The sequence below is a fragment of the Kitasatospora sp. NPDC001527 genome, from assembly GCF_040298605.1.
Lineage (GTDB): Bacteria > Actinomycetota > Actinomycetes > Streptomycetales > Streptomycetaceae > Kitasatospora.
In genome coordinates this window covers 26,253-45,501 of sequence record NZ_JBEPAM010000033.1, presented here as the reverse complement: position 1 = coordinate 45,501, position 19,249 = coordinate 26,253, and the positions used below count along the sequence as shown (strand labels likewise).

The window sequence follows — 19,249 nt, the reverse complement described above, 5'->3', positions numbered from 1 at the left end:
GTCCGGTCAGATCCCGGCCCGGGTGAGCCGGCGGAACACGACGACCACGACGACGGCGGTGAGCGCCAGCAGCAGCCCGGCCTCGACGAGTTGGATCGGAACGAGGTGCGAGACCGGGTGGTACTGCCCCCAGGAGGTGGGCGCCGCCGAACAGACCTCGGACGACGCCATGCATGCGTCGGACGTCATCCTGGTGCCGTCCGCGAGCACCACCCCGTGCTCCACCAGCCAGGCGTTGGTGGGCTGACGGAAGCCGCCCAGGGTGTCGTTGTACGGCTGCTCCCGCTCGACGACCGGCCAGAGGTGGGGCCGCAGCATGATCATCGCGGTGTGGGCGAGCGCCACCGCCGCGCCGCTCACCAGCACGGCGGCGACGGTGCGCCGCAGCAGCTGTCCGACCAGCACGCCCAGCGCCAGGCCGAACAGCGACCAGGCGACGGGGGCCACGCCGAGCACGGGGTAGGTGAACCCCTGGAACGGCGGGTCGAAGGCCCCGAAGGCCCCCTGGCTGTGCACGATGTCCGACCACCACACCCAACTGGTCAGCGCGGCCACCACGGTGGACAGCAGCAGCACGGCGGCGGCCGGGACGGCGAGCCGGGCCGCCAGCCAGCGGCCCGGGCCCACGGACTGCGCCAGCACCATCCGCAGGGTGCCGCGCTCGTACTCCTGGGCGAGCAGCGGCCCGCCGAGGAACGTGCCGAGCAGGATCGGGACGGCCGTGATGGCCGGTTGCAGGATGTCCGTGAACATCCGGAGCAGCATCTCCAGCCGGCCGTACTGCACCCGGCACTCCAGGGTCCATTCCCCCGAGGGTTCGCAGCCGGTCCGTGCCATCAGCTCGGCCCGGTCCTGGATGAGGAAGTGCAGCGCGACCAGGATCAGCGCGGTGAGGACCGCCGGAATGGCCATCGTCCGTACCGCCACCCGGCTCTGCTGCCACGACAGCCAGAACACGCCGCGCGGACCTCGGGAGCGGCGGGCCGCCGCGGGTCGTCCGGCCGTACGGCCCGCGGGGGCGGGCGGGCCGGTCAGGGTGCTGGTGCTCATGCGGCGGCCTCGCGATCGGGGGCGGTGGCGGGGATCCGGGGCGGGGTGCGGAGGTAGGCCAGCAGCAGTTCCTCCAGGCTCGGCCGGCTCGACTCCCACGGCCCGTCGACCGGCTCGCCGGTGTGCAGCAGCGCGGTGACCTGGCGGCCCCGGACCCGCCGCTCCACCGCCATGCCGGCGGGCAGTTCGACGCCGCCGGCACCGTCGGCGACACCGGTGAGCAGCTGGTGGCCGTCGAGGATCACCTCGAGGTCCCCGGCCAGCCGGATCCGGCCCGCCTGGACCAGCAGCAAGTGGTCGATGACGCCGTCGAGTTCGGGCAGGATGTGCGAGGAGACCAGGATCGTGGTGCCGCGTTCGGCGGCCTCGGCCATCAGCAGGCCCATCAGCTCGTGGCGGGCCAGCGGGTCGAGGTCGGCCATCGGCTCGTCGAGCAGCAGCAGTTCGGCGCGCTTGCCGAGGGCGAGGGCGAGCGCGACCCGGGTCCGCTGGCCGCCGGAGAGCGCGCCGATCCGCGAGCGGGGATGCAGCTCCCCCAGGTCGACGACGCGCCGGGCCGCCTCCTCGTCCCAGCCGGGATTGAGCTCGCGCCCCATGCGCAGCGTCTCCGCCACCGTGAAGGAGGGGTAGAGCGGCTTCTCCTGGGTGACGTAGGCGACCCGGGCGCGGGACTCCGGGGTGCTCGACGTCCCTCCGAACACCCGCAGTTCGCCCTCGGTCGGCCGGATCAGGCGGGCGACCAGGGTCAGCAGGGTGCTCTTGCCCGCCCCGTTGGCACCGACCACGCCGCAGATCCGGCCGGCCGGGACGGTGAAGTGGCAGTCGCGCAGGGCCCATTGGTCGCCCCGGTAGCGCTTGCCCAGTCCCACGGCCTCGACGGCCGGCCGCCCCTCCCCCGGTGTCCCGTCCGGTACGGATGTCGCGTCCGTCATGCGGTCCCCCCGCCCTCCCTAGTTCGGTCCGGCCGGATCCACCGGGCCGGTTGACGTGTGCGCCGCCGGGGCGACGGTGACGCCGGTCTCGAAGCGCTGCTCCAGCACCGAGGCCATCAGCGCGGCGATGTCCTCCCGGTCGAGTCCGGCGGCGCGGGCCTCGTCGACCCACCCCACCAGTCCCGCCCGCAGCGGGCCGTCGGCGGCCGCCCCGGGCCGGGCGAGCGAGCGGCGGACGAACGTGCCGAGCCCCGGGCGGGGCTCGACCAGCCCCTCGCGCTCCAGTTCGCGGTAGGCCTTCAGCACGGTGTTCGGGTTGATCGCGGTCTGCTCGACCACCTCCCGCGCGGTCGGCAGCTTGTCCCCGGGCCGGAGCACACCGAGCCGCAGCGCCTGCTTGGTCTGCTGCACGATCTGCTGGTAGGTGGAGACGCCGCTGCGCCGCTCGATGCGGTACTCGATCACACCCGGCTCACCCTTTCACTAGTTCATTAGTGGAATCGTGGCGGACCACGGCATGCCGGTCAAGTCGGACCAGGGGGGTCGGGCGGGTCAGGGGCGCCGCAGGAGGCGCAGGTCCCCGTCGTCCACGACCCGCCGGTAGCCGAGCCCCTCGTAGCGGCCGAGCATCCGGAGGGTGTCGGCGATCGCGCAGGGCGCGTGCACGCTCGGATCGGCGAGGTCGACCACCACCCACTGCGGCCCGTCCTGCAGCGCGTCGGCCAGTGGCGGCGCCGGCTCGCGGCAGACCAGGCCGACCGTGGTGCGCCCGGCCAGTTGGGCGGCGAGGCGGTTGGACGCGGCGACGGTGGCGCCGTCGGGTATCCGGGCCAGCATCTCCCTGCTCCGGGCGAGGCGGGGCGAGGTGTCCCAGGCGCCGGGGGCGGCGAGTTCGCGCAGCGGGTAGAGCGGCAACGTGACCGCGCCGACCAGGCCGGCGACCGCCAGCGCACGGCGGGTCCGGCGGGCGGCGCGGCCGTCCGCACCGGTCGGCCCGTCCAGGGAGTCCACCCCCGCGCCCGGGTCGGCGGCCGGTCCGGAGAACGCGCCCGAGCGGCGCACGGTGTCCACCAGGGCCGCCAGCAGCAGGGGCATCAGCACCGCGCTGTAGTGGTACCCCACGCCCCAGTAGTGCGGGTTGTCGGCGAGCAACCGCCAGGCCAGGGTGGGCACGCAGAGCAGCGCCAGCGGCGAGCGCAGCCCCAGGAACCCGGCGGTCGCGGCGGCCAGGGCGAGCAGCAGCCACTTCAGCGGCGGCCAGAACAGCCGGGCCGCCGCCTCCCACGGCGCGCCGACGGCGTCCCCGGCGCCCATCTGCCCCCAGTAGTCGAAGTCGCCCCGCGGGTTGAACGAGGGCAGCACCACCAGCATGGTCAGGGCCGTCGCGGCGAGGCCGAACAGCGCGGTGCCGAAGCCCAGCGCCCGGATCCCGCTGCCGCGCGGGGCGCGCACGCACACCAGGGCGCCGACCACGGCCACCGTCAGCCCGAGGTCCTCCTTCACCAGCACCAGCGGCAGCGCCCAGAGCACCGCCGCGACCGGCCGCCCCCGCCCCAGCGCGGTGGCCGCGAACGCCAGCAGCGGCACGGCGAACGCGATCTCGTGGACGTCGTCGGCCACCGCCTCGACGATCCCCCAGGACGCCCCGGTCAGGCAGCCGACGAGGGCGGCCAACCGCCAACCGCCGATGTCGTGGGCCCAGCGGCTGAGCGGCACCACGGCCAGCGCCATCAGCACGGCCTGCGCGAGGAGCAGCGTCACGGCGCCCGGGAACACCCGGTACAGCGGGGCCAGGGTGGCGAGCAGCGGGTGGAAGTGGTCCCCGAGCAGGTGGTAGCCGGGGCCCTTGAGCAGCACCTCCGGCGCCCGCCCCTGCGCGTAGGCGCGCACCGCCTGCTCGAAGATGCCCAGGTCGTAGGCCTGGGTCAGCATGCGCCGGTGCCGGTTGACGGCGACACAGGAGTAGAGCACGGCGAACAGCCCGGCCAGCCCCCAGGACAGGACCCGGGGGCGCCGGAGGGAGCGGAGCACCGCGCGGAGCACCCACATGACCAAACCACCCTTCCACTATTGAATTAGTGAAAGGGTGGTGGAACCCTGGAGCTGCCGTCAACCCCGTCCACACCGCCCCCGGGGGGCTTCCCCGCCCCGCGAAGGGGGGTTAACTCCCCCACCGGAAAGGGGGTTTCTCCCGTTCTCCGATCCCGCCGCGATCAGCAGACTTCCTGTCATGAGCCCAGAGCCCACCACCCTCCCGCCCCCGGTCGCGGCCGCACCTGCGCGCCGTGCCCCGGACGGCAGCGACTTCGCCCAGCTCACCCGCCGGATAGTCGAGGAGGGGCTGCTCGCCCGCCGTCCCGGCTACTACGCGGCCCGCTTCGGCGTCACGCTGGCCGCGTTCGCGGGCGGCTGGTACGCCCTGTTCGCGCTGGGCGACACCTGGCTGCAGCTCGCCCTGGCCGCCGCGATGGCCGTCGTCTTCGCCCATCTCGGGCTCCTGGCACACGATCTGGCGCACCGTCAGGTGTTCGCCGGGCGGCGCGCCGGCGAGATCGGCGGGCGGATCGTCGCCAACCTGCTGATGGGCATGAGCTACGGCTGGTGGATGAACAAGCACACCCGCCACCACGCCAACCCCAACCACGAGGGCCGGGACCCGGACGTCGCCCCGGACATCGTGGTGTGGTCGCAGGACCAGGCCCGGCGGGCGCGCGGGATCCCCCGGTTCATCGGCCGGCGGCTGGCGTTCCTGTTCCTGCCGCTGCTCCTCCTGGAGGGCCTCAACCTCAGCTACAACAGCTTCCGGGCACTGCGCGGCCCGTACCTGAAGCGCCCCCGGCTGGAGGGCACCCTGCTCGTGCTCCACTTCGCGGCCTACTTCGGGGCGGTGTTCACCGCGCTCCCGGCCGGCCGGGCGGTCGCCTTCCTCGCCGTCCACCAGGCCCTGCTCGGCGTCTACCTGGGCTGCGTCTTCGCGCCCAACCACAAGGGCATGCCGATGGTGACGCCGGAGATGCGGCTGGACTTCCTGCGCCGCCAGGTGCTGACCTCGCGCAACGTCCGCGGCAACCCCGTCCTGGACACGCTGATGGGCGGCCTCAACTACCAGGTGGAGCACCACCTCTTCCCGAGCATGCCGACGCCGGCACTCCCCCGGGCCGCCCGGATCACCCGGCGCTTCTGCGCGGAGAAGGGCATCCCGTACCACGAGACCGGCCTGCTCCGCTCCTACCGCGAGATCCTCGCCCACCTCCACCGCACCGGCGAGCCGCTGCGCGCGGACCACTGACCGCCGACACCGACCGCCGGCCGGGGAAGCGAACGCCCGGGCCCGCTAGCGGAGTTCGGTGGCGAGCAGGTCCATCAGGAGGTTGTCGTGCCACGTCCCGTCGGGGCCGCGCTCGTACTGGCGCATCACCCCCACCGGGCGGAAGCCGACCTTCTCGTAGCAGCGGATCGCCGCCGCGTTGTCGACCGCCGGGTCGATGATCAGCCGGTGGTGGCGGTGGTGGCCGACGAGGTGGCGGGCCAGGGTGCGGACGGTGTCGGTGCCGAGGCCGCGGCCGTGCACGGCCGGGTCGAGGTAGAGGTCCATGCCGGCGTGGCGGTACTCGTCGTCGTCGTTGGCGTACCACTGGACGGCGCCGACGACCCGGCCCTCGGCCTCGATCACGAAGCTCTCGGTGTCCGGCTCGGCGAGGTCGGTGGTGACGGCGTCGGTGAGGTCGTCACCACCGCGCCAGCGGGCGTAGACCTCGGGAGTGCGGCGGATCGCGACCAGGGCCGGGATGTCGCCGGCGGCGGCCGGGCGGAGCGTGACGTGCGCGCCGTGCAGGATCGTCCCCATACCAGCGGATGCTGCCACGGACCGCCGCGTTCGGCGAACCGTTTTCGGCTTTGCGCGCGCCGCCTCCCAGCGGGGATGATTCGCCGTCGTGATACGTCTGTCGATCTTCGTTCTCGCCGTGGTGGTCTACATCGTCTACCGGATCGTCCGCCGGCGGCGCCATCTTCGGTGGGCCCGCGACGGCTTCGACCCGGCCGCGTACGGCATGCCCCCGCGCGAGCGCCTCGACCCGGCCCGCCCCGGTCCGCCGACCCCGCTGGAGCAGCGGCAGCGCTCGCAGGCGGTCGCCGACGCCGCCTGGGCCGGGGACTGGCGCCCGGCGGCCGCGTACGTCGCCGAGCCCGGGGACCACTGGGACGAGCGGTGGTCGCGACTGGAGCTGCTCGGCGCGATCGCCGAGGAGGGCGACGGCTGGCTGAGCGCCTGGCGCTCCGCCGAGCCGGGCAACTGCGACGCCGCCACCCTGGAGGCGAAGCTGATGGTGCGCCGGGCCTGGGAGGTGCGCGGCTCCGGCTACCGGCACGAGGTCGGCGACGACGCGATCAACGCGTTCCGCGAGCTGCTGCCGGCCGCCGTCGAGGCGGCCCGCCGGGCGGCCCTGCTGGACCCGGCGAACCCGGGCCCGTGGGTGGTGATCGTGACGGCGGCGCGCGGCGCGCAGTTCACGCCGGAGCAGTTCCAGGAGGCCTGGGACGAGCTGGTCAAGCGCGCCTGGTACCACTACGAGGGCCACTGGCAGGGCATGCAGTACTGGTGCGAGAAGTGGTTCGGCTCGAACAAGCAGATGATGGCCTTCGCCGAGCGCGCCATGGACGCGGCCCCGCCCGGGAGCCCGCTCGGCGGGCTCTACCTGCACGCGCTCGCGGAGCTGGAGAGCCGCAGGAGCATCGCGTCGACACTGGCGGCCGACAGGACGAAGTGGCGGATCGAGAACCTCGCCGCCCAGCTGCGGCAGGTCCGGCCGGACGACGAGCACCTGCCCCGGCTGCGGCACCTGCTGGCGCACTTCGCCGGCGAGGTGGAGGCGTACGACGTCGCGCTGGAGCAGTTCCGGGCGATCGGGCCGTGGTGCGGGGCGTACCCGTGGACCGAGCAGGAGGACCCGGCGGCGGCGTTCGACCTGGCCCGCGCGCTGGCGGTGAAGCGGGCCAAGGCCGAGCCGCCGGCGGACGAGCTGCGGCCGCGGAAGAACGCGGGGGCGCAGCAGCGCTGACCGCCGTACCGCACGGGAGGGGCGTTCCCCGCGCACCGCCCCTCCCCCGCGGATCCTCCGGCCGGGATCAGACGGTCTCGACCGGGAGGCCGGACTCGGCCCAGTCCTGGATGCCCTCGCGGTACTTGCGGACGTTGGTGTAGCCCAGGGAGGTCAGCCGGTCGGCGACCTGGCCGCTGTTGGGGCAGGCCTCGTTGGAGCAGTAGGTGACGATGGCGGCGGCGCGGTCCGGGAGCAGCTCGGGGGCGAGCCGGTCGACGTCGGCGCGGACCAGCTCGATCGCGCCGGGCAGGTGCTGCTGGGCGTAGTAGTCGCCGCCGAGGGTGTCGACGACGGTGACGGAACCGGTCTCGATGGCGCGGGCCAGCTCGTCCCGGGTGATGAGTGCGGTCATGCTGCGGCCTCCTGGGGCAACGCGGCGATTCGGACTATAGTCCGCTTATGACTCAGGACAGTACCGGACCGCAGTCCGCTTACGCAATGCCCACGGATGCCGTGCCGCTGGAACTGCTGCGCACCCCGCCGCCCGTGGAGCGCGCGGACGCCGCCCGCAACCGGGCCGCCGTGCTGGAGGCGGCGGCGCGGCTGTTCGCCGAGCACGGGGTGGAGTCGGTCTCGATGGACCAGGTGGCCGCCGCGGCCGGCGTCGGCAAGGGCACGCTGTTCCGCCGCTTCGGCGACAAGGCCGGGCTCGGCGCGGCCCTGCTGGACGCGCGCGAACGCGCGCTCCAGGACGCGGTGCTGCGCGGGCCGGCGCCGCTGGGCCCGGGCGAGGAGGGCGCCGGGGCGCCGGCCGGCGAGCGGCTGGCGGCGTTCGTCACCGCCTACCTGGACTACCTGCTGGACCACCTCGACCTGGTCCGGATGTCCGAGACGGCCGGCCGGGGGTCGCGCTACCGCATCGGCGCGTACCGGTTCTGGCACCGGCACGTCGCGCTGCTGCTCGGCGCGGGCGGGCACAGCGCGGACCCGGAGCACGACGCGCACGCCCTGCTGGCGCCGCTGGCGGCCGAGCACGTGGCCGCGCTGCTGCCGGAGCTGGGCGAGGAGCGGATCCGGGCGGGAGCCCTGCGGCTCGCCGCCCGGCTGGGGTGAGCCCGGCTCAGCTCTCGGGCCCGTACGCGCCGAAGCCGCGGCAGACCAGGCCGTCCCGGAAGGTCAGCGCCTCCGCGACGGCCACCCCGCGCTCGTTGCGGTAGTCGATCACGATCGTGTCGACCGCCACCCGCACCGAGTCCAGGGTGAAGTGCAGGCCGGGCAGCAGCGCCAGCGCCTTGCCCCAGTACGCCCGCAGCGCGTCCTTGCCGCGCACCTCCCCCGACGGCTCCCCGAGGACGCTGACGGCCCGGGGCGAGACGAACACGACGTCGTCCGTGTAGTGCGCGAGAACACCCTCCAGGTCGCGGGAGTTCCAGGTCGCCACCCACTCCTCGGCGAACCGCCGCGCGAAAGCATGATCGATGGTCATACCGCCATCCTGCCCGCCACGGGGCGCGCCGGGGAGGGGAACGGACACCGCCGGGGTCGCGGGCCCCGGTGGCCGGGCCGGGAATCCCCCGCGAGAATGTCCGGGCCGGCTGTCGAAACGGCCTCCGCCCGTTCGACGCAGGGGTGAGCGGCGGGGAGAGGCCCCGCCCGCACCGACGAGGAGTGAGCCATCATGCCGCGCTTCATGACGCTGATCCGCATCGACGAGCAGCAGGCCTCCGAGTTCCAGCCCGACCCCGGCTTCGAGGAGCGGATGGGAGCCCTGTTCGCGGAGATCACCAAGGCCGGGGTGATGCTGGACACCGCCGGGCTGCTGCCCACCGAGGAGGGCACCCGGCTGCTCTGGGAGGGCGGGAAGGTGAGCTGCACCGACGGCCCGTTCACCGAGACCAAGGAGGTCGTGGGCGGCTACGCCCTCCTGCAGTGCAAGGACAAGGAGGAGGCCGTCGAGTGGACCAGGCGCTTCCTGGAGACGCACCCGGCGCACTGGACGGTCGGCGCCGAGCTGCGGCAGATCGACGAGAGCACCACGCCGCCGGAGGCGTGAGCGGCGGGGCGGCGGTTTGCCCCGGTGGGTGGCGGCTGCTCTGATGGGTGATCGTGACGGAGCGCAGCGCGGGGGCGGCGGAGACGGCCGGCAGGGTGGAGACGGCCAGGACGGTCGAGACCGTCTTCCGGATCGAGTCCGCCCGGATCATCGCGGGCGTCGCCCGCATCGTGCGTGACGTCGGCATCGCCGAGGAGCTGGCGCAGGACGCGCTGGTCGCCGCCCTGGAGCGGTGGCCCGAGTCGGGCGTCCCGGACCGTCCGGGCGCCTGGCTCATGGCCACCGCCAAGCACCGCGCGATCGACCTGGTCCGCCGCCGCGAGACGTACGCCCGCAAGCTCGCCGAGGTCGGGCGGACGCTGGAGGACGTCCCGCCGCCGGAGCCCTCCGGGCCGGACGACATCGACGACGACCTGCTGCGGCTGATCTTCACCGTCTGCCACCCGGTGCTGTCGGCGCGGGCCAGGATCGCGCTCACGCTGCGGCTGCTCGGCGGGCTGACCACGGCGGAGATCGCCCGGGCCACCCTCTCCACCGAGCCGGCGGTGGCCCAGCGGATCGTGCGCGCCAAGCGGACGCTGGCGCGGGCCGGGATACCGTTCGAGGTCCCGTACGGGCGGGAGCGGGCGGAGCGGCTCTCCTCCGTGCTGGAGGTCATCTACCTGATCTTCAACGAGGGGTACGCGGCGACCGCCGGCGACGACCTGCTGCGGCCCGCGCTCTGCGAGGACGCGCTGCGCCTGGCCCGGGTGCTGGCCGCGCTGATGCCCGAAGAACCGGAGGCGCACGGGCTGGCGGCGCTGCTGGAGTTCCAGGCCTCCCGGACGGCCGCGCGCACCGGGCCGGGCGGCGAGCCGGTCCTGCTCGCCGAGCAGAACCGCGCCCGCTGGGACCGGCTGCTGATCCGGCGCGGGTTCGCCGCCCTGCCGCGGGCGGGTGCCGGGCCGTACGCCGTCCAGGCCGCGATCGCCGCCTGCCACGCGCGGGCCGCGCGTTACGAGGACACCGACTGGGCCACCATCGCGGCGCTCTACGGCCGGCTGATGGCGCTGACGCCCTCCCCCGTGGTGGAGCTGAACCGGGCCGTGGCGCTGTCGATGGCGGAGGGGCCGGAGGTGGCGCTGGAGGTGGTGGACGCGCTGGCGGCCGAGCCGGCGCTGCGCGGTTACCACCTGCTGCCCGGCGTCCGGGGCGACCTGCTGGCGCGGCTGGGGCGGGGCGCCGAGGCGCGGGCGGAGTTCGAGCGGGCGGCGGGGCTCACCCGCAACGTCCGGGAGCGGGAGCTGCTGCTCGCCAAGGCGGCGGAGGCGGCCGAGGCGGCAGCAGCCCGGGCGGACGAGGGTCGAGGGGTGGAGGGTCGAGGGGTGTGAGGGTCGTCGGGGGTCGGGGACTCAGAGCGCGTCGTCGAGGCGCAGCCGGGCGCTGACCTGGCCGAGGCCGTCGGCGAGCACGGCCAGCTGCTCCCGGGTGAGCACGTCGATGAGCAGCTCGCGGACCAGCGCGACGTGGCCGGGGGCCGCCTCGCGCAGCATCTCGTCGCCCTGCTCGGTGAGCTCGGCGAAGACGCCGCGCACGTCGCTGGGGCAGGAGCGGCGGCCGACCAGGCCCATCTTCTCCAGCTGGGTGACCTGGTAGGTCAGCCCGCTCTTGGAGGTGACCAGTCTGTCCGCCAGCTCGGTCATGCGCAGCGAGCCGGCCGGGGCGGCGGAGAGGTGGACGAGGATCTCGTACTGGGTGTGGGAGAGGCCCGATTCCTCCTTGAGCTGGCGTTCCAGGCGGCGGTTGAGGAGGTTGCTCGCGGTGACGAAACTCCGCCAGGCGGCCATCTCCTCCTCGTCGAGCCAGCGGGGCTCGCGCGAGGAGGCGGCGGAGGGGGGCGCCGAGGGTGCGGACGAGGTGGAGGGCATGGGGTGATCGTACTCCTATTGTTCAAATTCGAACGAAGGTGTACGGTCTAAGTGTCGGTGTTCAAATTTGAACTACCGTCCCGTAGGCCCGCCGCCGCCACAAGCCGGGGCCCAGGACAGGCCGAACCGAGGGCCAGAGGAGAAGAGCCGCCATGAGCACCACCGCACCCGAGCGCATGCCCGCCCTCTACCTGTCGCACGGCGCGCCGCCGCTCGCCGACGACCCCGTCTGGCCCGGTGAGCTGGCCGCCTGGTCCGCCGACCTGCCCCGCCCCAAGGCCATCCTGATGGTCTCCGCGCACTGGGAGGAGGCCCCGCTCGCGCTCGGCGCCGTCACCACCGTGCCGCTGGTCTACGACTTCTGGGGCTTCCCCGAGCACTACTACGGCGTCCAGTACGCCGCCCCCGGCGCACCGCAGCTCGCCGAGCGCGTGCGCAAGCTGCTGCGCGCCCCCGGCACGCCCGTCCAGGACATCCCCGACCGCGGCCTCGACCACGGCGCGTACGTCCCGCTGGTGGAGATGTTCCCGGAGGCGGACATCCCGGTCCTCCAGGTCTCCATGCCGACCCTGGACCCGCAGCGGCTGCTGGAGATCGGCCGCCGGCTCGCCCCGCTGCGCGACGAGGGCGTGCTGATCGTCGGCAGCGGCTTCTTCACCCACAACCTGCGGGCACTCAGCCGCGACGGCCGGGTCACCTCGGTGATGGCCGAGTTCGACGACTGGGGCCGGCGCGCCCTGGCGGCCCAGGACCTCGACGCGCTGCTCGACTTCGAGCGGAAGGCCCCGGCCGGCCGGCTCGCCCACCCGCGCACCGAGCACTTCGCTCCGCTGTTCGTCACGCTCGGCGCGGCGGAGGGCGAGCTGGGCAGCCAGCGCACGGTGATCGACGGGTTCTGGATGGGCCTCGCGAAGCGCTCGATCCAGGTCGGCTGACGGCCGCGCGCTCCGTTCAGAGCGCGCAGCAGGTGAAGCGCTCGCCGATGTGCTCGGGCTGCTCGATCTCGTCGACCAGCGCCGCGGCGTAGTCGGGCACCGAGATCCGGCTCTCGCCCTCGGCGTCGGTGAGCAGCTGCTCCAGCGCGGTGCGGTAGCGGCCGGTGCGCTCGCCCGGGCCGATGTGGGCGGCCGGGCTGAGCACCGTCCAGCGCACGTCGGCGACCGTCCGGTAGTACTCCAGGGCGTCGCCGTGGGCGTGCATGATCTGCAGCACCGCCTCCGGCAGGCCCGGGGTGTCCCAGACCCGGATGCCGGGCGCGGTCTCCAGGCTGCCCGCGCCGCCGACCGCGACCAGCCGCGGCGCCTCGCCGCCGAGCCGGCGCAGCCCCTCGACCAGCGACCGGGCCGCCGGTTCGATCAGCGCCAGATGGCCCGGGCCGTCACCGCCGCCGACCGCGCTCACCAGGGCGTCCCGGCCGGCCGCGACCCGGGCCACGTCCGCCGGGTCCAGCACGTCCCCGGCCTCGACGGACACCTCCCCCGGATGGCGCGCGGCGTCGAAGCGGGACGGGGTGCGGACGACCGCCGTCACCCGGTGACCGCGCGCGGCGGCCTCCGCGACGACGGCGCTGCCGATGGTGCCGTTGGCGCCGAACACGGCGATCCTGGCCATGGGGTACCTGCCTGTTCTCCGGAGGGCCGGTGAGGTGGGGGCCGGTGGGGTGGGGCCGGCGGGGATCCGGAGCCAGCAGTAGCACCCGGGGCGGCCCGCACCCTGGCGGACACGCGGAGGCGGATGAGACGGTGGGCCGATGACTGATCGTCCGTTGAACGGTGATGACGTCCGGGCCGCGCTGGGCGAGCTGACGGCCGCCGTGGGGCCCGCGGCCGAGGAGGGCGGCGCCCGCTGGGAGGCGCCCGCCGGGCCGCTGGAGTGGAGCTGCCGGGAGACCGCCGCGCACATCGCGCACGATCTGCTCGCCTACGCCGGCCAGCTCGCCGCCCGGCCCGGGGACCGCTATCTGCCGCTGGACCTGACCGTGCGCCCGGAGGCCGGACCGGCCGAGGTGCTCACCGTCGTGACGGCCTGCGCCCAGCTGCTGGCCACCGCCCTGGACGCGGCGCCGCCCGAGCTGCGGGCCTACCACTACGGGCCGTGCGACCCGGCCGGCTTCGCGGCGATGGGCGTCACCGAGACCCTGGTGCACACCCACGACATCACCCTCGGGCTCGGCCTGGAGTGGCGGCTGCCGGAGCGGCTCGCCTCGGCCGCGCTGGCCCGGCTCTTCCCCGACGCGCCCGGCGGCGACCCGGCGGACGTACTGCTCTGGTGCACCGGGCGCGCAGAGCTCGACGGCCGCCCGCGCCGGACCTCGTGGAGCTGGCGGGCGGCCGTCGGGTGAGCCCCGGCGTCAGGCGGTCGCGGTCTCGGTGGCGATCCGCTCGGCGGCGCTGCGCTCGACGCAGAACTCGTTGCCCTCGATGTCGGTGAGGGTCGCCCAGCCCTTGCCGTCCGGGGTGCGGTGGTCCTCGAAGAGCGTCGCCCCCAGGGCGAGGAGGCGCTCCACCTCCTCGTCCCGGGTGCGGTCCTGCGGCTGGACGTCCAGGTGGACGCGGTTCTTGACGCTCTTGCCGTCGGGCACCCGGATGAAGAGCAGCGCGGCGCCCGCCGACTCGACCAGCGCCTCCGGGTCACCGGGGTTGTCGTCCTCGGACAGGGTGGCGTCCAGCACCTGCGCCCAGAACCGGGCCAGGGTGTAGGGGTCGGCGCAGTCGATCGTCACATGTCGTACCAGAGAAGCCATGGGGTCACTCTGACCTCGATCGTCCCGCCGGTCCAGTCGTTATCGGACCGGCCGGCTGTGCCAGTGGCCGTCGCCCGGGTAGCGCGGCGGGGCGGCCGGGACGAGGGCCTCGAAGGGGTATCCGGCCTTCTCGGCCACCCGGCAGGAGGCCTGGTTGTCCCCCTCGTGGAAGAGGTCGAGGCGGACCAGCCCGTCGGCGGCGAAGGTCTCCCCCGCCCAGGCGGTGAGCGCCGCCAGCGCCCGCGGGGCCACGCCCCGGCCGCGCGCGGCGGCGGCCGTCCAGTAGCCCACCTCGGAGCCGGCGCTGCCCGGGGCGCCGCGCTTGAGCACGACGTTGCCGACCAGCGCGCCCTCCTCCAGGACGGCGAAGGCGTACCGGCTGCCCTCCGCCCGGCCCCGCTCCTGGTCCTCCAGCCAGCGGGCGGCGTCGGCGGGCTCGTTCACCTGGTTGCGGATGAAGCGGCGCAGCGTCGGGTCGCGGTGGATCTCCAGCAGGGCGGGCGCGTCCCGCGGGAGGAAGGGGCGCAGCAGCAGCCCCTCGGCGCGCGGCGCGGCGGCGGCGAGCACGGCCGTCACCGCAGACCCTCCCAGCCCCAGCGCGGGGTGGGTCCCGGTTCTCCGAGGTCGGTGCCGGCCGGGGAGGCGGAGACGTCCTCGGCGATCCTGGTGCCCCAGTCGAAGTACTCCAGGACGCGGCGGCGCAGCAGCTCGTCCCCGGGCAGCTCCGCGCGCACCGCCTCGGCCATCAGCTCCATCCAGCGCAGGCGCTGCTCCTCGGTGATGGCGAGGCCGAGGTGGGCGCGGAGCAGGGCCTGGTGGCCGCCGAGTTCGGCGGTGAAGCGGTCCGGTCCGTCGAACACCTCGGCCAGCCAGACGGCGACGTGCTCGACGTGGGCGGGCGTGAATCGGGCGAAGACCGGCGCGAGCAGCGGATCGGCGAGCACGCCCCGGTAGAACGTGTCGCTCAGCCGCCGCAGGGCGTCGAGGCCTCCGATCGCCTCGTACAGGCTGCCGGAGCGGTGGTCGGTCATCGGTGTCTCCCCCGTGCGCGGATGTCCTGTGCTCTTCCTATCACTGGCGGCAGGGTCGCGGGCTCGCGGAGGTGAACGGGACGACGGCGCGCGCGGACGAGGCGGTGGGGCGGCGGCCCCGGGTGGCGGCCGTCGGACGCCGGCCGGGCGCCCGGCCGGCCCGAGGGCCCCGTCCGGGTGACACCCCCGATCGGGGGTGTGCAGGGGGCGGCGGGCGGAGGACAGTGGGGCCCATGCAGATTCCACTCTCCGTGATGGACTTCCTCGACCGGGCCGAGCTGGTCTACGGCGACCGGGTCGGCATCGTCGACGAGCCGGTCCAACCGGCCGAACCCTGGACCGATCTGACGTACCGTCGGATCGCGCAGCTGGCGCGGGCGCAGGCGGCCGGGCTGGACCGGCTGGGGGTCGGCCCCGGCGAACGGGTGGCGGTCGTGTCGCACAACTCGGCCCGGCTGCTGACCTCGCTGTTCGGCGTGAGCGGGCACGGCCGGGTGCTGGTGCCGGTGAACTTCCGCCTCAAGGCGGAGGAGGTGTCGTACATCGTCGAGCAGAGCGGCGCCTCCGTGCTGCTGGTCGACCCGGAGCTGGCCGAGCCGCTGGCCGGGGTGGTCGCCAAGCACAAGTTCGTCATCGGGGCGGACAGCGACGCACTGCTGTACGACTTCGGGAACGCTCCGCGCCGGTACGCGATCGACGAGAACGATACCGCGACCATCAACTACACCAGCGGAACCACCGCCCGCCCCAAGGGCGTTCAGCTCACCCACCGCAACATCTGGCTGAACGCGACGCTGATGGCCCTGCACTTCGGGGCGGGCGACCGCGACGTCTACCTGCACACCCTGCCGATGTTCCACGCCAACGGCTGGGGGCTGCCGTTCTCGCTCACCGGACTGGGCGCCCGGCACGTGGTGCTGCGGAAGGTGGACGGCGCCGAGATCCTGCGCCGGGTCGAGCGGCACGGGGTGACCTTCCTGTGCGGCGCCCCGGCGGTGGTGCAGATGGTGCTGGACGCGGCCGCCGAGTGGGACGGCCCCGTTCCCGGCCGGGACCGGGTGCGGATGGTGGTGGCCGGCGCGCCGCCGCCGACCTCGGTGGTGCAGCGGGTGGAGTCCGAACTCGGCTGGGAGTTCATGCAGATCTACGGCCTGACCGAGACCTCCCCGGTGGTGACGGTCAACCGCACCCGCGCCGAGTGGGACGAACTGCCCGCCGAGCGGCGGGCGGAGAAGCTGGTGCAGGCGGGCGCGCCGGCGATCGGCAACCAGGTGCGGGTCGACGAGCAGGGCGAGGTGCTGGTCCGCTCCAACGTCGTGCTGGACGGCTACTGGCAGCAGCCGGAGGCCACCGCGGAGGCGCTGCGGGACGGCTGGTTCCACACCGGCGACGGCGGCGTGCTGGAGGACGGCTACCTGACCATCTCGGACCGGAAGAAGGACGTCATCATCAGCGGCGGGGAGAACGTCTCCTCGATCGAGGTGGAGGACTGCCTCTACGACCACCCGGCGGTGGCCGAGGTCGCGGTGATCGGCGTGCCGGACGCCAAGTGGGGCGAAACGGTCAAGGCGCTGGTGGTGGCGAAGCCGGGCGCGGAAGTCACCGAGGCGGACCTCATCGCGCACTGCAAGCAGCGGCTGGCCGGCTACAAGTCGCCCACCTCGGTGGAGTTCCGGGACGCGCTGCCGCGGACGACCACCGGGAAGCTGCAGAAGTTCCGGCTCCGCGAGCCCTACTGGTCGGGCCGGGAGCGGAAGGTCAACTGACCCGGCCCGCCCGGGGGTTCAGTCGAGCAGTCCGGACTCCCGTGCGGCGAGGGCGAGTTCGGTGCGGTTGCGGACGCCGAGCTTGTGCATGGCGCTCTTCAGGTAGCCGGTCACCGTGTTGCAGGTGAGGCCGAGCTGGGCGGCGATCTCCGGGTTGGTCCGGCCGGTCGCCGCCCAGCGGAGCACCTCGTGCTCGCGCCGGGTCAGCGGAGGTCTTCGCACCGCGCCGGCGGCCGGGGCCGTCTCCGCCGGCGGGGTCTCGCGCCAGGCCTGGGCCCCGGCGAGCGCCCGGGTGGCGGCCTGGGCGAGCCTGGCCACGGCGGCGATCCGGACGTCCCCGAACGGGACCACGGCGCGCAGCGAGGCGTACACCACGCCGTGCACGGTGCCGCCGTGCAGCAGCGGCACGGTGAGCATCGCGTAGAGGTCCTCGGCGGTGACGGCGGCGTCGTAGTGGTGCGAGATGGTGGTGGCGGCGCGGTAGTCGGGCACCCAGGTGGGCTCCCGTTCGGCGAGCGCCCGGCCGCCGAGGCCGGTGCCGGCCGGCACCGGGAGGTCGTGCAGCAGCTCCGCCCGGGTGCCGGCCCAGTGCCGCAGCACCATGCCCTCGCCGCCGGCCCCGGTCACGCCCGGCTCGGGCACGCCGACCAGGCCGACGTCGGCACCGCAGTCGGCGACCACCCGGCGGGCGAGATCACCGAGCACGGCGTCCCGGACCAGCTCGGCGGCCCGGGCGGCGAGGTCGTCCGGGGCCTCGGCGCTGCTCTTCGGCGCGGTCGGGGCGGTCGTCATCGCGCGATTGTCACACGCCCTCCCGGCGGTGGGGAGGGGTCGCGAACGGGTTCGGCGTGCGTGTCGTGTGGAGTTGCGCGGAGTTCCGGGTGGGCGCGGGCCCGGCGGCGTAGGGTGCGGGCGCGAGGTTACCGGCGGGTCACCCCGGGCGGGTCACCCCAGGGTCCCGCCGCCGCCTTCCGGTGTTTCCGTGGTTTCCAAGGTGTTCCGATGCTTGCGAAGGGGAGATCCATGGCGGATCCGAACGTTCCCGGGGCTTCGCCCGTGCTGGCCGGGCTGCTCGCCGATCTGCGGGCCGAGAGCGGGGTGCTGGACGGGCTGGTCGCCGGACTGGAGCCGGACGACTGGGCGCTGGACACGCCCGCGCCGGGGTGGACGGTGGCGCACCAGATCGCCCACCTGGCGTGGACGGACGACTGGTCGGAGCTGGCCGCACGCGATCCGGAGGCCTTCGTCGCGGAGTCCGGCCGGGTGTTCGGCGAACTGGTGGCGGCCGGGGCGGACCCGGTGGAGGAGGGCGCGGCGCGCGGGGCGGGCGAGCCGCCGGCCGCGCTGCTGGCCCGCTGGCGCTCCGGCCGGGAGCGGCTCGCGGCCGCGCTCGCGGCGGTGCCGGCCGATGCCAGGCTGCCCTGGCTGGGCCCGCCGATGAAGGCCGCGTCGATGGCCACCGCGCGGCTGATGGAGACCTGGGCGCACGGGCAGGACGTGGCGGACGCGCTCGGCGTCCGCCGGGAGCCGACGGCGCGCCTGCGGCACGTCGCACACCTGGGGGTGCGGACCATGGGGTTCGCGTTCACGGTGCACGGACTGCCCGCCCCGCAGGCCCCGGTGCGGGTGGAACTGACCGCGCCGGACGGCGGATCGTGGGCCTGGGGGCCGGCGGACGCGGCGGACCGGGTGACCGGCCCGGCGCTGGACTTCTGCCTGCTGGTCACCCGGCGCCGGCACCGGGACGACCTCGCGCTGAACGCCGCCGGCGAGGTCGCGACGGCCTGGCTGCCGATCGCCCAGGCCTTCGCCGGACCGCCCGGAGCGGGCCGGGAGGCGGGGTCGTCGCTTTAGCCGATGAATCGTCAAATAGGCCAGGTCGCGCGGTAAACCACACGTTTCGGCGATATACAGAGTTCGTCGGCGAATGATGGACTTCGGGCATGACGCGAATGAAGCTGACGCGAACGAGCCCGGCGCGAACGAACCCGGCGCGAGTGCCCTCGATGCGCACCGTCCTCGCCGGGGCCGCCGCCCTGCTCGCCGCCGGTGGCCTCATGGCCGCCCCCGCCCAGGCCGCGTTCGCGCTGCCCGCCGCCCCGGCCGCGGCCGCCGCGCCGGCGCAGGTCCGGGCGGGGACGCCGGCCGCGCACCAGGTGTTCACCTTCTTCGAGGCGTACCGGGGGGCGGTGCTCGGCGAGACCGGCGAGACCCCGCGCGCCGTCCGCGAGCGCTACCTCTCCCCGCACCTCAACGTCCGCCTGGACGCCTGGGCGCAGCAGCACGACGCCGATCCGGTGTTCCGGGCCCAGAACGTCCCGGTGGACTGGTCGGTCCAGCAGGTGAAGGCCGAGTACGGCTTCGCCTCGGTACGGCTCACCGAGCTCTGGGACGGCGGCGGCAGCCAGGACGTCTGGTACACGGTGCGCCTGAGCGACCTGCGGATCGTCGAGCTGAACGACCGGCCCGCCTTCTGACCGGCCCTCGGGCGGCCGGTCACCACGGACCCCGGCGCGGCGCAGGCATCCCCCCACGACTGCGCCGCGCCGGTCGCACAGCACTGAATCCCGCCGCTTGCCGCCTACTTCCCGCCGTCCCGCAGGAGCAGCAGCCCGCGGCCCCGCTCCAGGGCGCCCGCCGCCCAGGCCGGGAGGAGTTCGCCGAGAAGCCACTCGGCCTCCTCCGCCGCGTCCTCGTCGCCGCCCGGCAGGTGTTCGGGCTCCCG

22 protein-coding genes and 1 pseudogene are annotated in these 19,249 nt (G+C 74.7%); 10 read left to right on the top strand and 13 right to left on the bottom strand.

Annotated features, from left to right (window positions below; genetic code table 11):
* Window positions 1–6: 6 nt before the first annotated feature.
* From ABT238_RS25870 to ABT238_RS25855, 4 genes are all read right to left on the bottom strand, one after another.
* On the bottom strand, window positions 7–1,050 hold the full coding sequence (locus ABT238_RS25870; RefSeq protein WP_350793609.1) for an ABC-2 membrane transporter-related protein: 1,044 nt from the start codon (window positions 1,048–1,050) through the stop codon (window positions 7–9).
* Window positions 1,047–1,982 (bottom strand): ABC transporter ATP-binding protein, encoded by a 936-nt coding sequence (locus ABT238_RS25865; RefSeq protein WP_350793599.1) that lies wholly within the window; start codon window positions 1,980–1,982, stop codon window positions 1,047–1,049. Before ABT238_RS25865 ends, ABT238_RS25870 begins: the two co-directional genes overlap by 4 nt.
* Window positions 1,983–2,000: 18 nt before the next feature.
* Window positions 2,001–2,447, bottom strand: coding sequence for a GntR family transcriptional regulator (locus tag ABT238_RS25860; protein ID WP_350568543.1), 447 nt, complete (start codon window positions 2,445–2,447; stop codon window positions 2,001–2,003).
* 87 nt (window positions 2,448–2,534) lie between these two features.
* A complete protein-coding gene (locus ABT238_RS25855) occupies window positions 2,535–4,031 on the bottom strand; it encodes a DUF2079 domain-containing protein (RefSeq protein WP_350793584.1) in 1,497 nt (498 codons plus the stop codon).
* Window positions 4,032–4,212: 181 nt separating this feature from the next.
* On the opposite strand from ABT238_RS25855, the gene ABT238_RS25850 reads away from it, so the two are divergent.
* A complete protein-coding gene (locus ABT238_RS25850) occupies window positions 4,213–5,271 on the top strand; it encodes a fatty acid desaturase family protein (protein ID WP_350568546.1) in 1,059 nt (352 codons plus the stop codon).
* 45 nt (window positions 5,272–5,316) lie between these two features.
* Here the strand turns inward: ABT238_RS25850 and ABT238_RS25845 are convergent, their stop codons facing one another.
* Window positions 5,317–5,829 carry a GNAT family N-acetyltransferase gene (locus tag ABT238_RS25845; protein ID WP_350793571.1) on the bottom strand — a complete coding sequence of 171 codons (513 nt, stop codon included), beginning with the start codon at window positions 5,827–5,829 and terminating at the stop codon, window positions 5,317–5,319.
* 88 nt (window positions 5,830–5,917) lie between these two features.
* Here ABT238_RS25845 and ABT238_RS25840 point away from each other — a divergent pair, with 88 nt between their 5' ends.
* On the top strand, window positions 5,918–7,042 hold the full coding sequence (locus ABT238_RS25840) for a DUF4034 domain-containing protein (RefSeq protein WP_350793559.1): 1,125 nt from the start codon (window positions 5,918–5,920) through the stop codon (window positions 7,040–7,042).
* A gap of 67 nt (window positions 7,043–7,109) precedes the next feature.
* Here the strand turns inward: ABT238_RS25840 and ABT238_RS25835 are convergent, their stop codons facing one another.
* On the bottom strand, window positions 7,110–7,436 hold the full coding sequence (locus tag ABT238_RS25835; protein ID WP_350568551.1) for a rhodanese-like domain-containing protein: 327 nt from the start codon (window positions 7,434–7,436) through the stop codon (window positions 7,110–7,112).
* Between the two features lie 86 nt (window positions 7,437–7,522).
* Here ABT238_RS25835 and ABT238_RS25830 point away from each other — a divergent pair, with 86 nt between their 5' ends.
* Window positions 7,523–8,137, top strand: coding sequence for a TetR/AcrR family transcriptional regulator (locus ABT238_RS25830; RefSeq protein WP_350568553.1), 615 nt, complete (start codon window positions 7,523–7,525; stop codon window positions 8,135–8,137).
* Window positions 8,138–8,144: 7 nt separating this feature from the next.
* On the opposite strand, the gene ABT238_RS25825 is transcribed toward ABT238_RS25830, so the two are convergent.
* The gene (locus ABT238_RS25825; protein ID WP_350793539.1) at window positions 8,145–8,510 is read right to left on the bottom strand and encodes a YybH family protein; all 366 of its coding nucleotides are present in this window, start codon (window positions 8,508–8,510) and stop codon (window positions 8,145–8,147) included.
* A 192-nt stretch (window positions 8,511–8,702) separates the two neighbouring features.
* On the opposite strand from ABT238_RS25825, the gene ABT238_RS25820 reads away from it, so the two are divergent.
* Together ABT238_RS25820 and ABT238_RS25815 are read left to right on the top strand one after the other, a co-directional pair.
* On the top strand, window positions 8,703–9,077 hold the full coding sequence (locus ABT238_RS25820) for a YciI family protein (protein WP_350568556.1): 375 nt from the start codon (window positions 8,703–8,705) through the stop codon (window positions 9,075–9,077).
* A gap of 95 nt (window positions 9,078–9,172) precedes the next feature.
* On the top strand, window positions 9,173–10,447 hold the full coding sequence (locus ABT238_RS25815) for an RNA polymerase sigma factor (RefSeq protein WP_350793881.1): 1,275 nt from the start codon (window positions 9,173–9,175) through the stop codon (window positions 10,445–10,447).
* A 21-nt stretch (window positions 10,448–10,468) separates the two neighbouring features.
* Here the strand turns inward: ABT238_RS25815 and ABT238_RS25810 are convergent, their stop codons facing one another.
* Window positions 10,469–10,984, bottom strand: a complete 516-nt coding sequence (locus ABT238_RS25810) for a MarR family winged helix-turn-helix transcriptional regulator (RefSeq protein WP_350568557.1) — start codon at window positions 10,982–10,984, stop codon at window positions 10,469–10,471.
* A 152-nt stretch (window positions 10,985–11,136) separates the two neighbouring features.
* Between ABT238_RS25810 and ABT238_RS25805 the strand changes: the two genes are divergently transcribed.
* A complete protein-coding gene (locus ABT238_RS25805) occupies window positions 11,137–11,919 on the top strand; it encodes a dioxygenase family protein (protein ID WP_350568559.1) in 783 nt (260 codons plus the stop codon).
* Window positions 11,920–11,935: 16 nt separating this feature from the next.
* Here ABT238_RS25805 and ABT238_RS25800 read toward each other — a convergent pair whose 3' ends face one another.
* Window positions 11,936–12,595 (bottom strand): NAD(P)-dependent oxidoreductase, encoded by a 660-nt coding sequence (locus ABT238_RS25800; RefSeq protein ID WP_350568561.1) that lies wholly within the window; start codon window positions 12,593–12,595, stop codon window positions 11,936–11,938.
* 139 nt (window positions 12,596–12,734) lie between these two features.
* Here ABT238_RS25800 and ABT238_RS25795 point away from each other — a divergent pair, with 139 nt between their 5' ends.
* Entirely contained in the window at window positions 12,735–13,325 is a 591-nt protein-coding gene (locus ABT238_RS25795) for a maleylpyruvate isomerase N-terminal domain-containing protein (RefSeq protein WP_350568562.1), read from the top strand.
* 30 nt (window positions 13,326–13,355) lie between these two features.
* Here the strand turns inward: ABT238_RS25795 and ABT238_RS25790 are convergent.
* The 3 genes and pseudogenes from ABT238_RS25790 to ABT238_RS25780 form a co-directional block, all read right to left on the bottom strand.
* Window positions 13,356–13,727: pseudogene (locus tag ABT238_RS25790) on the bottom strand (VOC family protein); the annotation flags it as partial.
* A gap of 39 nt (window positions 13,728–13,766) precedes the next feature.
* The gene (locus ABT238_RS25785) at window positions 13,767–14,303 is read right to left on the bottom strand and encodes a GNAT family N-acetyltransferase (RefSeq protein WP_350568566.1); all 537 of its coding nucleotides are present in this window, start codon (window positions 14,301–14,303) and stop codon (window positions 13,767–13,769) included.
* On the bottom strand, window positions 14,300–14,758 hold the full coding sequence (locus tag ABT238_RS25780) for a group II truncated hemoglobin (protein ID WP_350568567.1): 459 nt from the start codon (window positions 14,756–14,758) through the stop codon (window positions 14,300–14,302). The genes ABT238_RS25785 and ABT238_RS25780 overlap by 4 nt, the downstream gene beginning before the upstream one ends.
* 233 nt (window positions 14,759–14,991) lie before the next feature.
* Between ABT238_RS25780 and ABT238_RS25775 the strand changes: the two genes are divergently transcribed.
* On the top strand, window positions 14,992–16,524 hold the full coding sequence (locus ABT238_RS25775; protein ID WP_350793493.1) for an AMP-binding protein: 1,533 nt from the start codon (window positions 14,992–14,994) through the stop codon (window positions 16,522–16,524).
* Window positions 16,525–16,542: 18 nt separating this feature from the next.
* Here the strand turns inward: ABT238_RS25775 and ABT238_RS25770 are convergent, their stop codons facing one another.
* A complete protein-coding gene (locus ABT238_RS25770) occupies window positions 16,543–17,316 on the bottom strand; it encodes a LuxR C-terminal-related transcriptional regulator (RefSeq protein WP_350568569.1) in 774 nt (257 codons plus the stop codon).
* A 231-nt stretch (window positions 17,317–17,547) separates the two neighbouring features.
* On the opposite strand from ABT238_RS25770, the gene ABT238_RS25765 reads away from it, so the two are divergent.
* Together ABT238_RS25765 and ABT238_RS25760 are read left to right on the top strand one after the other, a co-directional pair.
* Window positions 17,548–18,378 carry a TIGR03084 family metal-binding protein gene (locus ABT238_RS25765; protein WP_350568570.1) on the top strand — a complete coding sequence of 277 codons (831 nt, stop codon included), beginning with the start codon at window positions 17,548–17,550 and terminating at the stop codon, window positions 18,376–18,378.
* Window positions 18,379–18,530: 152 nt separating this feature from the next.
* Entirely contained in the window at window positions 18,531–19,001 is a 471-nt protein-coding gene (locus tag ABT238_RS25760; protein WP_350793475.1) for a hypothetical protein, read from the top strand.
* Window positions 19,002–19,249 lie beyond the last annotated feature (248 nt).

Coding starts and splice junctions, on each gene's coding strand:
- ABT238_RS25770 (WP_350568569.1), bottom strand. CDS start 17,316: ATGACGACCGCCCCGACCGCGCCGAAGAGCAGCGCCGAGGCCCCGGAC.
- ABT238_RS25760 (WP_350793475.1), top strand. CDS start 18,531: ATGCGCACCGTCCTCGCCGGGGCCGCCGCCCTGCTCGCCGCCGGTGGC.
- ABT238_RS25870 (WP_350793609.1), bottom strand. CDS start 1,050: ATGAGCACCAGCACCCTGACCGGCCCGCCCGCCCCCGCGGGCCGTACG.
- ABT238_RS25845 (WP_350793571.1), bottom strand. CDS start 5,829: ATGGGGACGATCCTGCACGGCGCGCACGTCACGCTCCGCCCGGCCGCC.
- ABT238_RS25805 (WP_350568559.1), top strand. CDS start 11,137: ATGAGCACCACCGCACCCGAGCGCATGCCCGCCCTCTACCTGTCGCAC.
- ABT238_RS25800 (WP_350568561.1), bottom strand. CDS start 12,595: ATGGCCAGGATCGCCGTGTTCGGCGCCAACGGCACCATCGGCAGCGCC.
- ABT238_RS25775 (WP_350793493.1), top strand. CDS start 14,992: ATGCAGATTCCACTCTCCGTGATGGACTTCCTCGACCGGGCCGAGCTG.
- ABT238_RS25830 (WP_350568553.1), top strand. CDS start 7,523: ATGCCCACGGATGCCGTGCCGCTGGAACTGCTGCGCACCCCGCCGCCC.
- ABT238_RS25850 (WP_350568546.1), top strand. CDS start 4,213: ATGAGCCCAGAGCCCACCACCCTCCCGCCCCCGGTCGCGGCCGCACCT.
- ABT238_RS25825 (WP_350793539.1), bottom strand. CDS start 8,510: ATGACCATCGATCATGCTTTCGCGCGGCGGTTCGCCGAGGAGTGGGTG.
- ABT238_RS25765 (WP_350568570.1), top strand. CDS start 17,548: ATGGCGGATCCGAACGTTCCCGGGGCTTCGCCCGTGCTGGCCGGGCTG.
- ABT238_RS25855 (WP_350793584.1), bottom strand. CDS start 4,031: ATGTGGGTGCTCCGCGCGGTGCTCCGCTCCCTCCGGCGCCCCCGGGTC.
- ABT238_RS25810 (WP_350568557.1), bottom strand. CDS start 10,984: ATGCCCTCCACCTCGTCCGCACCCTCGGCGCCCCCCTCCGCCGCCTCC.
- ABT238_RS25820 (WP_350568556.1), top strand. CDS start 8,703: ATGCCGCGCTTCATGACGCTGATCCGCATCGACGAGCAGCAGGCCTCC.
- ABT238_RS25795 (WP_350568562.1), top strand. CDS start 12,735: ATGACTGATCGTCCGTTGAACGGTGATGACGTCCGGGCCGCGCTGGGC.
- ABT238_RS25835 (WP_350568551.1), bottom strand. CDS start 7,436: ATGACCGCACTCATCACCCGGGACGAGCTGGCCCGCGCCATCGAGACC.
- ABT238_RS25780 (WP_350568567.1), bottom strand. CDS start 14,758: ATGACCGACCACCGCTCCGGCAGCCTGTACGAGGCGATCGGAGGCCTC.
- ABT238_RS25865 (WP_350793599.1), bottom strand. CDS start 1,982: ATGACGGACGCGACATCCGTACCGGACGGGACACCGGGGGAGGGGCGG.